The sequence below is a fragment of the Sorangium sp. So ce124 genome (assembly GCF_051525235.1).
Taxonomy (GTDB): Bacteria; Myxococcota_A; Polyangia; order Polyangiales; family Polyangiaceae; genus Sorangium; species Sorangium atrum.
On sequence record NZ_CP150312.1, the window covers coordinates 4314479 to 4329513 of the forward strand.

Below are 15035 nucleotides of genomic sequence, written 5' to 3' on the forward strand. Positions count from 1 at the left end.
AGGCCCACGTCGGCAAGGCCGTGGTGATCACCACGGCCGTGCTCTGGCTCCTCGGCTGGATCGACCAGGGAAGCTTCGAACCCTGGCGCGGGCTGGGCATCGCGGTGTGGGTCGCGGCGGTCCTCGGCGCGCTCACGCTGGCGGCGCGCCGCATCGGACCGCAGCGCGCGCCGATCTGGCGTCAGCTCGTCGTGCTCGCGTTCACCGCCGGGATCGCCAGATCCATCGCCAACACCTTCCTCGTGGAGCTGCTGCGCGATACCGGGAGATTCGGAACCATCGCCGCGTTGACGAACGTCGAGGCTGCTCGAGAGGCGCTCGATCGCATCGAGCTCGGCATCGACGCCGTCTTCGTCGATATCCGGCTCGTCGATCGCCCTGGAGACACGTCGGGCCTCGACTTCGCCCGCTCCCTCTCGGATCTCGGCTCGCCTCTCTCGGTCGAGAGGACCAGCTTCCCCAGCTCGAGCCCGAAGCCCTCGATGTCGAACACGTCGTACGTGTTCGTCCCGAGGATCACGCGCGTGTTCGCCGCCGGGCAGTCGATCGCGACCCCCCCAAGGCCATAGTCGCCGGCTCCGGCCGCGGCGTAGACCGTCTTGCCCTCGAGGTCGTGGGCGCCGCCCGAGAGGTAATGCGCCTCGTACGACTCGAACGCGGCCGGACCGAGCACCTCCCCCTTCCAGACGGCGACCAGCCAGCGCTCGAGGTCGGAGACGGTCGTCACCAGCCCGCCATTGCCGACGAGCGACCAGGTGTACGGCCATCCGGCGGGGTCGTTCTCCCCGAAGGTCGAGGCGTCGTATCCGATCGCGGTGTCGACCCGCTCCCAGAGCGGGTCACCGAAGAACCCGCTCTGTTGCATGTGGGCGGGAGCGAAGAGCTCGTCGCGCACATAGTCCGTGAACGCTCGTCCCGAGACGGTCTCCACGACATCGGCGAGCAGCGTGTAGCCGGAGTTGGAGTATTCCTCGTCGCTCCCCGGCTCGAACAGCAGCTCCTGCGCGAAGATCCGCTGGCGTGCTTCGAGCCGCGTCATCGGCTCGAAGTCACCCTCCGTGTCGTGGTACTCATCGAACCCGGCGCGGTGCTGGAGGATCTGAACGAGCGTGATCTCGGCCTTGTCGGCCGGCACGTCATCGAAGAGGGTCGCGAGCGAGTCGGTGACGGCGAGCTTGTGGTCGCCTTCGAGCTTGAAGATGGCCGTCGCTGTCAGGTCCTTCATCACGGAGCCGAAGTCGTACGCCGTGCCGGCGACATTGGGGATGTTGTGGTCTCGATCCGCCAAGCCGTAGCCGCGCGCGAGCACCTCGGCCCCGTCGACCGTGACCAACACCGACCCGGAGAACCCGGCCGCGGCCGCGTCCGAGAGGCGACGCTCGAGCTCCTCGCGGAGCTCGTCCCGCTTGGGAAGTGCGGGCGACTCCCCGCTGCACCCAGTTTGTGGGACAGCCAGCGTGACAAGGCCGGCTGCCATAAGCCATTGCGAGATTGGTTTCATGCCGCGCCAGGCTGCCAGCCGAGCTCGCGAAGATCAGGGACGAACCGACGAGCGCCAGGTTCTCGGCCACGAGCGGCGGGTTCCGCGGGACGAGCACGTGGGGGCGGCGGCAGCGCGTCCCGAGCCCCGGAGCGCCGTCTTGGCCGGATCGAGGCCAGCCGTGGCTCGCCCGTCGAGGGCGACGCGCGCCGGGTCGAGCCGGTACACTGCGGCGGGCGCGCGGGCGCGCTCGTGGACTCGGAGAATTTATGAGCACAAGCTCTGAGCTTCTGGACAAGAGGATCCGCGTCGTCGTCGAGGGGATGGCGATCGAGTGGGATCTCGAGAACGGGCAGTGCACCTGGGCCGGCGTCCCCTCGGTGTCGATGTTCCTGCCGAGCAGCGTGGTTGGCCTGATGTCCGGCTTCCAGCGGATGGCGGGGACCGAGCGCTTCAACCTCGCCGTGGAGAGCGGGGGGCGGCTCAGCATCGATGACGACTGGAAATACATCTCCGGTTATCCGACGTTCGAGGAGGGCTTCAAGGCGCTCGGGCTCGGCGCGGCCACGGCGGGCTGGGGCGTGTGGCACGTGCTCTCCCTGGACCGGGAGCGGAAGGAGGCCCGCTTCCGCGTGGTGAACGGGTGGGAGTCGGTCTACCAGAAGGAGCTCGATGTCTGCTGGGGCAGCAGCATGATCGCGGGCAAGCTGGCCGGGCTCTGCACCCGGCTCTTTGGGGAGGAGTGCGACGTCGAGCAGACGTCGTTCGCAGCGCGGGGCGACGCCCACGACGAGTTCACGGTGCGCCCCTCCACGACCAGCCTGGAGGACCGGCTGCAGAGCCTGCTCGACGAGGAGCGGGCGACGAAGACGGATCTGGCCATCGCGCTGCACAAGCTGAAGCGCGAGGTCGAGGAGCGCGCCCGCATCGCCGAGGAGCTCCAGAGGACCGAGCAGGAGCTCCGCGACAAGCTGTCGTTGATCGAGCGGCAGCAGCACGAGCTCCGCGCGCTCGCCACCCCGATCATCCAGGTGTGGGACGGCGTGCTGACGCTCCCGTTGATCGGCACGCTCGACGGCGTGCGGGCCGGGGTGATCACCGAGGAGCTGCTCGACGCCATCGTCAGGACGGGCTCCCGCTATGCGATCCTCGACATGACCGGCGTGGACAGCATCGACGGCGAGACCGCCGATCACGTGATCCGGATCATCCGCGCGGTCGAGCTGCTCGGCGCCAAGGGGGTCATCACGGGCGTGCGCCCCGCGGTGGCCGCGCTGATCACGTCGCTCGGCCTGGAGCTGTCCGCCGTGACCACGCTGCGGAACCTCCGCGAGGGGCTGCGGATGTGCATCCAATCGCTCTCGGACAAGGCTGCAGGGGTGTGAAGAGTCGCGTGACGTCGCGAACAACCAAGAGAAAAGGCCCATGAAGCTTCGTTCCATCTCGGTCCTGATCTGCGTCTTCGCCCTCGGCGCCGCGTCGTGCTCGAAGGAGGCGCCGAGCGCCGGCAAGGCCGCGCCTGAGCAGACGCAGGCGAACGCGGCGCACGCCCCCGCGGACGTGAAGCCCGGCTCCCACGAGGACTGGTGCGGAGAGCACCAGGTGCCCGAGTCGCAGTGCACCCGCTGCAACCCGGATCTGATCCCGGCCTTCAAGGCCACGGGGGACTGGTGCGCCGAGCACGGGCTGCCCGAGTCGCAGTGCCTCAAGTGCAATCCCGATCTGAAGATCGTCCGGCCGCCGAAGGAGAGCTGACGTGCCAGGCCGCGCTGGCATCGCGGTGCTCCTGCTCCTCGCCGCGCTCCCGGGCTGCGGAGGCAAAGCGACCGACAACGCCGCGGCGGAGAAGGCCGGGGCGAAGCGGGGCGCGGCGTCGGCCGTCGAGGGCGCCATGTGCAAGGAGCACGGCGTGCTGGAAGCCCTCTGCACGAAGTGCAACCCGAAGCTCGTCCCCGTCTTCCAGGCCAAGGGAGACTGGTGCAAGGAGCACGAGCTCCCGGAGTCCATCTGTCCCATCTGCCACCCCGAGCGCGGAGGCAAGCCGGCGGCCGACGTGGCGAGCGACGGCGCGCCGGCGGACGGGACGAAGGTCAAGTTCAAGGCCAAGGACACGGCCCGGCTCGCCGGGATCCTCACCGCGAAGGCCGTCGAGCGTCAGGGCGGCGGCGGCATCCCCGTGACCGCCAGGATCGTCTACGACGCGCTCAAGGTGGCGGAGATCAACGCCCGCGCCCCGGGGGTCGTCCGGCAGCTCCACGTGGACGTCGGCGCGGAGGTCAAGAAGGGCGCGCCGCTCGCGATCATCGACAGCGCCGACGTGGGCGCCGATCGCTCGCGGCTGGCCAGCGCGCAGTCGCGCCTCACGATCGCCGAGGAGAACCTGAAGCGCGAGGAGCAGCTCGAAAAGGAGGGGATCTCGTCGCGCCGGAGCGTGCTCGCCGCGCAGCAGGAGCTCGACGCCGCCCGCGCCGAGCGCGCCTCCTTCGCGGCCTCGCTTGCCGTCGTGGGCGCGAGCGCGGGCGGGAGCGGGGGCTACACGCTCACGACCCCGCTCGCCGGCGTCGTGACGCAGCGGAAGGCGACGGTGGGCAGGCTGGTCGGCGTCGAGGAGACCCTGTTCGAGGTGGTCGACGTCTCGAGCATGTGGGCCGAGCTCGACGTCCCCGAGACCGATCTACCGGCCGTCTCGCCGAAGCAGCCGGTGGTCATCGAGGTCGACGGCATCGAGGGGCGCGAGCTCAGAGGGGAGATCACGTACGTTGCGCCGGCCATCGATCCGGCCACGCGCACGGCCAAGGCGCGCGTCCCGCTCGCGAACCCGGGCGGCGCGCTGCGGGCCAACATGTTCGGCCGGGCGCGCATCCTCGCCCCGTCCCGCGCGGCGGTCGTGGTGCCCCGCGCCGCGGTGCAGCGCGCGAAGACCGTGAAGCTCGTGTTCGTGCGGCTCGCGGACGACCAGTTCGAGGCGCGGCGGGTCGAGATCGGGGCGACGGAGGGCGACCTTGTCGCGGTGACCAAGGGCGTGCGCCCGGGCGAGGAGGTTGCGACCGAGGGGAGCTTCCTGCTCAAGACCGAGACCCTCAAGGAGAGCATCGGCGCCGGCTGCTGCGGTGAGGACTGAGGCGCAGGCCATGCTGAACGCCGTCATCACCTGGTCGCTCCGCCACCGGTTCCTCGTGATCCTGGCCTCGATCGGCCTCTCCCTGGCGGGCCTCCTCGCGTTCCGCCGCCTGCCGATCGACGCCTTCCCGGACACGACGCCTGTGCAGGTGCAGATCAACACGGTCGCTCCTGCCCTCTCCCCCGTCGAGATCGAGCGCCAGATCACCGCCCCTGTCGAGCAGGCGATCTCGGGCCTGCCCAGGCTCGAAGAGGTCCGCTCGCTCTCCCGCTTCGGCCTCTCCCAGGTCACCGCCCGCTTCGAGGACGACACGGACATCTACCTGGCCCGCCAGGTCGTCATGGAGCGGCTCCAGACCGTGACGCTGCCGCCGGGGATCCATCGCCCTGAGCTCGGCCCGGTCGCCACCGGGCTCGGTGAGGTGTTCCACTACGTGGTCACCGGCAAGGGCAAGTCGCTGAGCGAGCTGCGCACGGTCCACGACTGGGTCATCGCGCCGCAGCTCCGCTCGGTGCGCGGCGTGGCCGAGGTCAACGCGTGGGGCGGCGATGAGCGGCAGATCCAGGTGCTCGTCGACCCGGCGGAGCTCACGGCGCGGGGGCTCTCGCTCCACGACCTCTCCGAAGCCCTGGAGCGCAACAACGCGAACGTGGGCGGGGGCAACCTGGACCAGGCCGGCGAGTCCGCGCTGATCCAGGGCATCGGCATCGCCACGCGCGTGAGCGACATCGAGGACATCGTGGTCGCCGCCAAGGGCGGGGCGCCCATCCGCGTGCGCGACGTCGCCCGGGTGGTCGAGGGGCGCGAGATCCGGCGGGGCGCGGTCACCGCCGACGGCCAGGGGGAGGTCGTGCTCGGCCTCGGCTTCATGCTGATGGGCGAGAACAGCCACGACGTCACGACGCGGCTCAAGGCGCGCCTGGAGGAGGTCAAGAAGAGCCTCCCGAGAGGCGTCGACGTCGCCGTCGTCTACGACCGCACCGAGCTCATCGACAAGGTGCTCGGCACCGTCGAGAAGAACCTGCTCGAGGGCGCGCTGCTCGTCGTCGCGGTGCTCTTCGCCTTCCTCGGCAACCTCCGCGCCGGGCTCATCGTGGCCTCGGCCATCCCGCTGTCGATGCTCTTCGCCTTCGATCTGATGCTGCGCGCGGGCGTCGCGGGGAGCCTGATGAGCCTCGGCGCGATCGACTTCGGCCTCGTCGTCGACAGCTCGGTGATCATGGTCGAGAACTCGGTCCGGCGGCTCTCGGAGGACGCGAGCGACCGGAGCACGACGGACGTCGTGCGCGACGCCTCGATCGAGGTGCGCAAGCCGACGATGTTCGGCGAGCTCATCATCATGATCGTCTACCTGCCGATCCTCGCGCTCGAGGGGGCGGAGGGGAAGCTGTTCCGGCCGATGGCGCTCACCGTCATCTTCGCGCTCATCGGCTCGATGATCCTGTCGCTCACGCTCCTGCCGGCGCTCGCGAGCCTGCTCCTGCCGCGGCGTATGAAGGAGCGCGAGAACGTGCTCGTCCGCCTCCTCAAGCGGGCCTACCGGCCCGCGCTGCAGCTCGCGCTGCGGTGGCGCTGGGCGGTGCTCGCCGGCGCCGCGCTGCTCCTCGGCAACGCGGCCTTCCTCGCGACGCGGCTCGGCGCCGAGTTCGTGCCGCGGCTCCGTGAGGGGACGATCGTCGCCAACACCGTGCGGCTCTCGGGTGTCTCGGCTGGCGAGTCGATCCGCTACGGCACCCAGCTCGAGCGGATCCTCCTCGACAGGTTTCCGGACGAGATCGAGCGCGTCTGGACCCGCACCGGCACGGCGGAGGTGGCGACGGACCCGATGGGGCTCGAGCTGTCGGACATGTTCATCACGCTCAAGCCGCGAGAGGCATGGAAGCGCGCCGCCACGCAGGACGAGCTCGTCCAGGCGATGGAGTCGGAGCTCTCGGGGATGCCGGGCATGCGCGTCATCTACACGCAGCCGATCGAGATGCGGGTCAACGAGATGGTCGCGGGGATCCGGGCCGATCTGGGGGTGAAGCTGTTCGGCGACGACTTCGACACGCTCAAGCAGAAGGCGCGCGAGATCGAGGCCGCCCTCAAGAAGATCCCCGGCGCCGCGGACGTGGTGACCGAGCAGGTGACAGGCCAGCCCGTGCTCGAGATCGAGGTCGACCGCGCCGCCATCGCCCGCCACGGCATCGCGGCCGCCGACGTCCTGGATGTCGTCGAGGCCCTCGGCGCGCGGGAGGTGGGGCAGCTCCAGGAGGGCGAGCGCCGCTTCCCCGTGGTGCTGCGCATCGACGATCGCTACCGGGAGGACCCCGCCTCCATCGGCCGCATCCTGGTCACCGCGGCCGGCGGCGAGCGCATCCCGCTCGCGCGGCTCGCGAAGATCCGCACGACCGAGGGGCCGGCCGCGATCAACCGCGAGTGGGCCAAGCGCCGGATCGTCGTGCAGGCGAACGTCCGGGGCCGCGACGTGGGCACCTTCGTCGAGGAGGCGAGGGCGAGGCTCGACGAGGTCGAGCTCCCGCCCGGCTATTACGTCCGCTTCGGCGGGCAGTTCGAGCACCTCGAGCGGGCGCAGGCGCGCCTGCTCGTCGTCGTGCCCATCGCGCTCGGGCTGATCCTGCTGCTGCTCTACTTCACCTACGGGCGGCTCCTGGATGCGGTCCGCGTCTTCACGGGCGTCCCGTTCGCCGCGATCGGCGGCGTCGTCGCGCTCTGGCTTTGCGACCTGCCCTTCAGCATCTCCGCGGGCGTCGGGTTCGTGGCGCTCTCAGGCGTCGCGGTGCTCGGGGACATGGTGCTCGTCTCGACCATCCGGCAGCTCACAGCGGCCGGGATGCCGGTGCGGGACGCCATCGAGCTGGCAGCCGAGCGGCGACTCCGCCCGGTCCTCATGACGGCGCTGGTCGCCTCCCTGGGCTTCGTGCCGATGGCGCTGAACACGGGTATCGGCGCCGAGGTCCAGCGCCCGCTCGCGACCGTCGTGATCGGCGGCGTGATCTCCTCCACGCTGCTCACGCTGCTCGTCCTGCCGGCGCTCTACAGCGTGGTCGGCGGGAGGCTCCGCGCGGACGCCGCCGGCGAGACGGGCGCCTCCGAGCCTCCGCGGCCCGCTGGCCCGGCCCTGTCGCCTGCGGCGGAGTAGCCGATGACAGCGCGCTCCCACCTGCGCGCGATCGTCGTCACCGCGGGCGTCTTGGTCCTTGTCCAGGCGCTCGCGATGGGGCTCTACTGGGCCGTGGAGCGTCGCCACGACGCGGAGCGGCCGAGTCGCCCCTTCGCGTACGAGCGGCTCCATGCAGCCGACCCCGTACCGGACGCCACCTTCGAGCAGCCGGACGGGACCTTGCTTCGCGCGACCGCCTTGCGCGGCCGGCCGGTGCTGCTCCACTTCTGGGCCACGTGGTGCGCCCCCTGCCGCGCCGAGCTCCCGCGCTTGCTGGAGCTCGGCCGGCAGCTGGAGAAGGCCGGGAGGCTCCAGCTCGTGGCCGTGAGCGTCGACGAGAACTGGGACGTCGTGCGCGCCTTCTTCGGGGGCGAGGTCCCTCCCGGCGTCGTGCGGGCCGGATCTCCTGCGGTGCAGCGGCGGTTCGGGGTCTCGACGTTGCCCGACACCTTCCTGGTGGAGGCGGACGGCAGGATGTCCCTCCGCTTCACGGGCGCGAGGGACTGGCGTGCGCCCGAAGCGACGACGCTGCTCCTTGGACAGGAGCGGCCAGCGCCCTGATCGCGCTTCCCCCGGGAAATCCCTGGCGAGGGCCACGCCGCCTGCTGCGTGAGGACGGAGCGCTCTCTGCCGGGTCCTGGCATCGAATGAAAATAATTAGCAATTACAAACGCTTGTGCGCATGCGCACGCACGCGAGCGTTCGCCTGGCGGCCTAGCGGGAAGGCTTCACGAGATAAGTGCCCAACCCGAGGCTACTCGGCGCCCCCGGCAGACACCGACGACCCATCGAGGGAGCCGCCTGCGCCACCCGAGGCATCCGTGCCGCCGATGCCATCCGTGCCGCCTGCTCCACTCGTGCCACCTGCGCCATTCGTGCCGCCTGCGCCACCCGAGGCATCGGTGCCGCCTGCGCCATTCGTGCCGCCTGCGCCGCCCGCGGCATCCGTGCCGCCTGCGCCGCCCGCGCTGCTCGTACTGCTCGCGGCATCCGCGCCGCCCGCGCCGCTCGTGCTGCTCGCGGCATCCGCGCCGCCCGCGCCGCCCGCGCCGCTCGTGCTGCTCGCGGCATCCGCGCCGCCCGCGCCGCTCGTGCTGCTCGCGGCATCCGCGCCGCCCGCGCCGCTCGTGCTGCTCGCGGCATCCGCGCCGCCCGCGCCGCTCGTGCTGCTCGTGCTGCTCGCGGCATCCGCGCCGCCCATTCCACCGGCGCCGCCGCCGCCACCCGCACCGCCTGTGCCCGGGTCCTCCAGGGGGTAATTCTCGTCGAGGCACAGACGGCCCTTGGGCGTCAGGGTGCAGACCTCGCCGTCCGCGCAGGACGACTGGCCTCTCGGGCACTTCGTCACGCCGAAGAGACAGAATCCATTGGTCTCCACGCCAAGGAACACGCACGCGGAGGTCGGCAGCAAGCAGTCGCTGTGGCTCGTGCACGCGTTGGTGCACATACCGACGTCGCCGACCCCGGGCTCGTCCGCGAAAGGATACGCACAGAGGCCCTTCTCCAGGCCTCCGCAGTCCTCGTTGGCGGCGTCCCCGCCGAGCCCGCACAGGCCGGCGCACACGCCGAGATTGGTGCCGACTTCGATGCACCACCCCGCGCAGGGATCCGTGCCGTCGGCCTTGATCGCGCACTGGGCCCCTGTGGGCAGCCCTCGCGTGGGCTCGTCGACGCAAACGTTCATCCGGGGGTCGCACACCCGGCCGCCGCCGCACTGGCTGTCGGAGCCGCAGTTCGGCAGGCACACGGACACGTCATCGATGTCCTCGCAGCGCAGCTCCTCGCGGCCGTGGCACTTCGCCGGATCGAGCTTGTCGACGATGCTCATGAGCGGGGGCTCGCCCGCGGCGCAGCCCAGAAAGCAGAGGCCGTCGAAGCACGCGCTGCCTTCGCCCTCGCAGTCGCTGTCCTGTTCGCACGCGGTCGTGCAGTACCCGCCCGCCGGGCCTCCGCCGAAGAGGTCGTCGCCAGATTCCGTGAAGCAGTGGCCGCGCGGGCCGCAGTCCGCGTCTTTCGCGCACCGGGCGCCGAGCCCGCGCGCTTCACCGGAGCCGCCCTCGCCGGAGCCGCCGTCGCCGGAGCCGCCGTCGCCGCCCCCGGCGCCGCTGTGGGCGCTGGAGCCGCCGTCGCCGCTGCCGGAGCCCCCGTCGCCAGGGCCACCGTCGCCGGAGCCGCCGTCGCTGGAGCCGCCATTGCCCGTCGTGCCCGCGCCGTCGCTCCCCGCGCCCGCGCCGTCGCTCGTCGATGTTCCTCCGGGGCCTTCGTCGGAGTCGTCAGAGCAGCCGAGAAATCCTGTCGAGACGGCGACCGTGGTGAGCAAAGCCGCCGCAAATCTTCGCACTCTCATCGCTGTCACCCGAACCAGGAGGCCGCGCCCCCATCGGGCGCGCCATCGACTGATTCACAGACGGTACCGGAATCGGCGCCTCTCCAACATCGGCAAACCGCCTTTGCCGGCGTTCGCTGTACCCCCCGCCGGGGGCCACCCGGGCGCGGCCAAGCCTCAGAGCCGCACGAGCAGCCCAAGAAACCCGGCGAACGTCGGTCTCCCCGCGGTGCCTAGCCGCTCGCCGCCGAGCGTCACGACGGCGCGGGGCTCGGCGAAGATCGCGTGTACATCCACCAGGAGGGTCGCGCGGTCGGTCAGGCGCAGACCGGCGCCCCCGCCCAGGGCCGCGGCGACCGACCAGACATCGCCCGTCGCGCTCCGCAGCGGCGGCAGGGGATCACCGCTGACGAACAGGTGAATTCCGCCCACGCCGGCCGAGAGCACAGGCGAGAGTGCGCCGCCCGTGTCCAGCGCCCATACCGCCTCCAGAAAGGCCATCTCCTGACGGACGGACACCGTGCCGAGCTCGCCCTCGAGCGTGGGCCCCAGCGTCGGCCCAGCGAACGTCAGCCGCGCCGCGAGCCCCGCGGGCAGCGCGCCGCCGTGGCCGTCCGCGCCGACCCCGTACGACAGCCGCAGCGCGGGCCCCAGCGCCGGCCCGATGCCATCCACGCTCAGGAGCGCCGCGAAGCCGGCCTCCACGCCGACGCCCGCGAGCACCCCGGCCTGCCCAGGCGGAGGGGTCATCCCGGCGGCCCGCCTCCGGACCGGCGCCATCCACCGCTGCACGTCGTCGGGAACGGCGGCGCTGCCGCCCTCCGCGGCGCGCCGGGGCGGCTCCTGCAGGCTCGCCTCCAGCAGGCTCGCCTGCAGGAGCTCGACCGCGCGCACGGCCATCACCGAGGGCGCCGACGCGCCGGCCGCCTCCACGGCGCGCACCACCGTCTTCTGCGTCACCCGGTCGACGATCCAGAGGTCGGCGGTCGCGCCCGTCCGCGAGCGGACGATCGTCGCGGCCGCGAACGCGCCGGCCTCCTTCGCGGCGCGCTCCAGCCCTGCGCGCGGGTCGCCCTCGGGCGCTCGCACGACGCGCACCACCTCGAACCCCGCCGCGCCGAGCTCGGCCCGCAGCCGCGTGGCTGCTTCGAGCACGAGCGCATCGTCCACGCCGGCCTCGACGATCACCACCCGCGACGCGGCCGCCTCCGCCTTCTGCGAAGGCGCGCCAGGCGGCGCCGCGTCGGCCCGCGCCGCGGCGGGCGCCGACGCGAGGAGGAACCAGAGCAGGAGAGTGAGGGAGCGCACGCGCCAGGGGTCTATCAGATCGCCAGCGGGGGTGGAGGCGCATCGCAGCGAAGGGGGAGGGGGCGGGGGCAGGGGCCCGGCGACGTACCCGAAGGGCCGAGCCATGGGGATCCGGCGGCGTCCGTCCGGACGGACCACGGCTGGGAGGACCTCCACCATGCGGCGCGCTCTCGCGGAGGAGCGTCGATGTGAATATGCTCGACTGGGCCCCACCCTGCCGTCGAGACGCCGCCGCAGGGATCAGGGGCGGCCGCGCAGACCGAAGGGAAACGCCATGGCAGATGGGGAGATCGAGGATCTGCAGCAGCTGCCGTCGCGCCAACACAACGGCTCGGAGTCGAAGCGCGACGACGCTCCGCCGGTGCTCGTGGGTCCGACGGCCGGCGGGCGGCAGGCGCAGTCAGGCCCCACGGATGCCTCGCCGGAAGCAGGGCAGCCGCCCTCCAGGCGAGAGCAGGCCCGGCCGCCGCCCTGCCGGCGAGGGGACCTGCGGCAGCCGCCGCCCGCCGAGCAGATCGAGCTCGTCAACAAGACGGCCCGCCGTATCTGCATCAGGCGCGATGGCAGCGATCTCGTCGTGGCGCCTTTCGACGTGGTGCGCACGACCGAGGCGGCGGCGCAGGGGCTGGATCTCAGCGTCTGGCTCGAGCGTGGTTATGTGGAGAAGCGCGCCCCGCTCCACGTCGAGGAGCCGAGCCTCGACGCCGCCGCCATCGCGGGGGTGCTGCTCCTCGGGGGGCTGACGTTGCTGTTCATGGTCACCCTGGACGGCTGGGCCCGCTTGACCTTCGGCGCGGTCGGCGTCGGGATGATCGCGTTCACCGTGTTCCCGTCGCTGGAGCGCTGGGCCCAGCATCGCCATCGCAGCACCGCGCTGATGTTGCGCGACCAGTTCTGGCGCGCGATCGGCATGCTGGCGGTGTGCCTGGTGGGGCTCGGCATCCCCGCCGCCACGGTCCTCTTGCAGGCCGAGAAGCAGCTTCACGAGATCTTCAAGCAATCGATGCGCAGCATGGCATTGTTGCTCCTCTTCGCGCTGTTCATCGGCACCGCGGCGACGTTGCCCGCGCTCCTGTTCTTCCTGTTCGCGGAGCAGCGCAGGAACGTGGTGAAGGAGCAGTTCCACCGCGACGTGCTGCGGCTCGACCCCGCGCTCCGCACGATCGACGAGGCGGAGCGGGCCTACTCGCCGCTGATGAAGGAGGCGCTGGACACCCGGCGCGGTCCGCTGTTCTTCGTCCCGATCATCCTCAGCACCTTCCTCCTCTCCGTCGGCTGGGTGATCTCGGCGCTGCCGACGGTGGCGTCCGTGGCCGAGACGCTGGGCGACAAGCCGGTCGAGCTCCATACCCTGTTCATCCCCAACCGGACCGCGTTCACATTCGCGTTCCTCGGCACGTATTTCTTCGCGCTCAACATGGTATTCCGCCGCTATGTGCGGGCGGATCTCGGGCCCAAGGCGTACAGCCACATCTCCGTGCGCATCATCATCGCCACGATCCTGGCCTGGGTCATGAGCAAGACGTTCGAGGGCGCCTCGCCCTCGGGCGGCGCGGCGCCCATCGACAACGCGCCCTGGCATCTGCTCGTGCTCGCCTTCTTCATTGGCATCGTCCCGGACACTGGGCTCGCCGTGCTCCATGACCTGCTCAAGACGCGCATGGTCACCTTCTTCGTCCCTACCCTGAAGGACCGCGACCCGCTGACACACCTCGAGGGCATCACGCTCTACGACAAGGCGCGCCTGCTCGAGGAGGGCATCGAGAACATCGAGAACCTCGCGCACCACAACCTCATCGAGCTGATCCTGCGCACGCGCATCCCGGCCTCGCGCCTTGTCGACCTCGTGGACCAGGCGATCCTGTATCTCCACGCGCGAGACGAGGCCGAGCCGGCCCGGAACGCGCCGTCGAGCATCCTTTCGAGGCTCAAGGCGCATGGCATCCGCACGGCGACCGATCTCGAGCTCTGCATGGCCGTGAAGGAGACGCGCGACGCCGTGGTACGGCTGTCCTCCGAGTCGCGCATCCTGCTCCTGCTGAGCGCGCTGCGGGACGACGAGTGGATGCCGCAGCTCCGGAGCTGGCGCGAGTTCCGCAAGACCTACGAATACGCGTACACCGTCGAGCAGCTCACTCCGCCTTCGCCCGAGGCGAGGCCCCGGGCGGCGTGACCGCGCGTGACGTGGCGCGACGCGGCCTTCCGGGTGAACGGGGCTGGCCGCCGTCCGTCACCGCGGGCCGGCGACCGCTCGCCACCACGGGGTCGGCGCGCCGACGCGCTCGGGCTCGAACGCGGCGCCGATCTGGGGGGTCACCACGCGCGCGCCGCGCTCGGTGGCCAGGGAGAGCAGCGTCTCGGCCGGCTCGTCCCAGTCGTGGAGGGCGAGGTTGAAGGTGCCCCAGTGGACGGGCAGGAGCGTGCCGCCGCCGAGCATCTCGAACGCGGTCAGCGCGTTCTCGGGGCCGAGGTGGATGGTCCCCCACGCAGGGTGATACGCGCCGACCTCGAGCATCACCAGGTCGAAGGGGCCGTGTTGCTCGCCGATGTCCTCGAACCCGGGGAACAGCCCGGTGTCGCCGGAGAAGAAGACCTTGCGCCGCTCCGTCTCGATGACCCATGAAGCCCAGAGCGTCGCGTTGCGGCTGGTCGGCCCGCGGCCGGAGAAGTGCTGAGAGGGCGTCGCGGTGAAGCGGACGCCGCCGATCTCCGCGCGCTCGTGCCAGTCGAGCTCGGTGATCCGCGCCGGGTCGACGCCGAGCGCCTCGAGCAGCGCGCCCACGCCGAGGGGCGTGACGATGGGGACGCGCGTGCGGGCCAGCGCCTCGATCGTCGGAGCGCAGAGGTGATCGAAGTGGTCGTGGGAGAGCAGGACAGCGTCGAGCGGCGGCAGCTCGTCGAGCGCGGCCGGGACCGGGTGGAAGCGCAGCGGGCCGGCAAAGGAGACCGGCGAGGCGCGCTCGCCGAACACCGGATCGGTGAGGACCCGGCGGCCATCGAGCTCGAGGAGGACGGTGCTGTGGCCGAGCCAGGTGACCCGCAGGCCGGTGTCGCTCTGCCGGGCCCAGGTCTCGTGGGGCCTCACGACGGGCAGCGGCGCGGGCGGCTCCCGCCGGCCGCGGCGGAAGAAGAACTCGCCGAGCACGGGAAGCGTCGAGCCCTTGGTCATGGTGGGACCGGCGCCCGAAGGGTTCTCGAACTTGCCGTCCTTGAACTGAGCTGAAGCGCGCGCCCGCTCGAGCCGCAGCCCTTTGCGACGCCGTGAATCGTTCATGAGAGGACGACCTCCTGCCAGGCGCGGTGCCCGGCGAGACAGAACACGACCTTGAAGGCGACCATCCTGCGGCCCGGTCGCCGGAGGAAGCGTGGGCTCCGCCTGGCGGCGCGCGCGCTCGGACAGGGTGGCTCGCTCACGCACCGGACGAGCTTTGCGATCGGCGTGCAGACCGTCAAGGCCTGAACTTGACAAATTGTTCTGAACTTGTCAATGTTGACCATCGCCTGAGGCCTTCTCCTCGCCCTCCTCGCCCTGGCCCCGCGGCGATTCGCCCCGTGCCCCTCCCGGTACCGCCTCGGGGGAGCGACCTGCCTGGATTTGTGCAGGAATCGACGCACGGCGAAGCCCTGGTCATCCGAT

Annotated in this window: 10 protein-coding genes; 6 read left to right on the forward strand and 4 right to left on the reverse strand. The window is 71.4% G+C overall.

Annotation, left to right across the window (positions count from 1 at the left end):
* Positions 1 to 181: 181 nt before the first annotated feature.
* On the reverse strand, positions 182 to 1477 hold the full coding sequence (locus tag WMF19_RS16305; protein WP_437899955.1) for a serine hydrolase domain-containing protein: 1296 nt from the start codon (positions 1475 to 1477) through the stop codon (positions 182 to 184).
* Between the two features lie 272 nt (positions 1478 to 1749).
* Here WMF19_RS16305 and WMF19_RS16310 point away from each other — a divergent pair, with 272 nt between their 5' ends.
* From WMF19_RS16310 to WMF19_RS16330, 5 genes are read left to right on the forward strand one after another with little or no spacing between them, the layout of a single operon-like run.
* On the forward strand, positions 1750 to 2865 hold the full coding sequence (locus tag WMF19_RS16310; protein WP_437899957.1) for an STAS domain-containing protein: 1116 nt from the start codon (positions 1750 to 1752) through the stop codon (positions 2863 to 2865).
* A gap of 40 nt (positions 2866 to 2905) precedes the next feature.
* Entirely contained in the window at positions 2906 to 3235 is a 330-nt protein-coding gene (locus WMF19_RS16315) for a hypothetical protein (protein ID WP_272103815.1), read from the forward strand.
* A 1-nt stretch (position 3236) separates the two neighbouring features.
* Entirely contained in the window at positions 3237 to 4601 is a 1365-nt protein-coding gene (locus WMF19_RS16320) for an efflux RND transporter periplasmic adaptor subunit (protein WP_437899959.1), read from the forward strand.
* A 10-nt stretch (positions 4602 to 4611) separates the two neighbouring features.
* Positions 4612 to 7743 carry an efflux RND transporter permease subunit gene (locus WMF19_RS16325; RefSeq protein WP_437899961.1) on the forward strand — a complete coding sequence of 1044 codons (3132 nt, stop codon included), beginning with the start codon at positions 4612 to 4614 and terminating at the stop codon, positions 7741 to 7743.
* 3 nt (positions 7744 to 7746) lie between these two features.
* Positions 7747 to 8325 (forward strand): redoxin family protein, encoded by a 579-nt coding sequence (locus WMF19_RS16330; protein WP_437899963.1) that lies wholly within the window; start codon positions 7747 to 7749, stop codon positions 8323 to 8325.
* A 193-nt stretch (positions 8326 to 8518) separates the two neighbouring features.
* Here WMF19_RS16330 and WMF19_RS16335 read toward each other — a convergent pair whose 3' ends face one another.
* Together WMF19_RS16335 and WMF19_RS16340 are read right to left on the reverse strand one after the other, a co-directional pair.
* Positions 8519 to 10111, reverse strand: coding sequence for a hypothetical protein (locus WMF19_RS16335; protein WP_437899965.1), 1593 nt, complete (start codon positions 10109 to 10111; stop codon positions 8519 to 8521).
* Between the two features lie 156 nt (positions 10112 to 10267).
* Positions 10268 to 11398 carry a hypothetical protein gene (locus WMF19_RS16340; protein ID WP_437899967.1) on the reverse strand — a complete coding sequence of 377 codons (1131 nt, stop codon included), beginning with the start codon at positions 11396 to 11398 and terminating at the stop codon, positions 10268 to 10270.
* Between the two features lie 274 nt (positions 11399 to 11672).
* Between WMF19_RS16340 and WMF19_RS16345 the strand changes: the two genes are divergently transcribed.
* Positions 11673 to 13571, forward strand: a complete 1899-nt coding sequence (locus tag WMF19_RS16345; RefSeq protein WP_437899969.1) for a hypothetical protein — start codon at positions 11673 to 11675, stop codon at positions 13569 to 13571.
* A 57-nt stretch (positions 13572 to 13628) separates the two neighbouring features.
* On the opposite strand, the gene WMF19_RS16350 is transcribed toward WMF19_RS16345, so the two are convergent.
* Entirely contained in the window at positions 13629 to 14672 is a 1044-nt protein-coding gene (locus tag WMF19_RS16350; protein ID WP_437899971.1) for an MBL fold metallo-hydrolase, read from the reverse strand.
* Positions 14673 to 15035 lie beyond the last annotated feature (363 nt).

Coding starts and splice junctions, on each gene's coding strand:
- WMF19_RS16305 (WP_437899955.1), bottom strand. CDS start 1,477: ATGGCAGCCGGCCTTGTCACGCTGGCTGTCCCACAAACTGGGTGCAGC.
- WMF19_RS16310 (WP_437899957.1), top strand. CDS start 1,750: ATGAGCACAAGCTCTGAGCTTCTGGACAAGAGGATCCGCGTCGTCGTC.
- WMF19_RS16315 (WP_272103815.1), top strand. CDS start 2,906: ATGAAGCTTCGTTCCATCTCGGTCCTGATCTGCGTCTTCGCCCTCGGC.
- WMF19_RS16325 (WP_437899961.1), top strand. CDS start 4,612: ATGCTGAACGCCGTCATCACCTGGTCGCTCCGCCACCGGTTCCTCGTG.
- WMF19_RS16330 (WP_437899963.1), top strand. CDS start 7,747: ATGACAGCGCGCTCCCACCTGCGCGCGATCGTCGTCACCGCGGGCGTC.
- WMF19_RS16335 (WP_437899965.1), bottom strand. CDS start 10,111: ATGAGAGTGCGAAGATTTGCGGCGGCTTTGCTCACCACGGTCGCCGTC.
- WMF19_RS16345 (WP_437899969.1), top strand. CDS start 11,673: ATGGCAGATGGGGAGATCGAGGATCTGCAGCAGCTGCCGTCGCGCCAA.
- WMF19_RS16350 (WP_437899971.1), bottom strand. CDS start 14,672: ATGAACGATTCACGGCGTCGCAAAGGGCTGCGGCTCGAGCGGGCGCGC.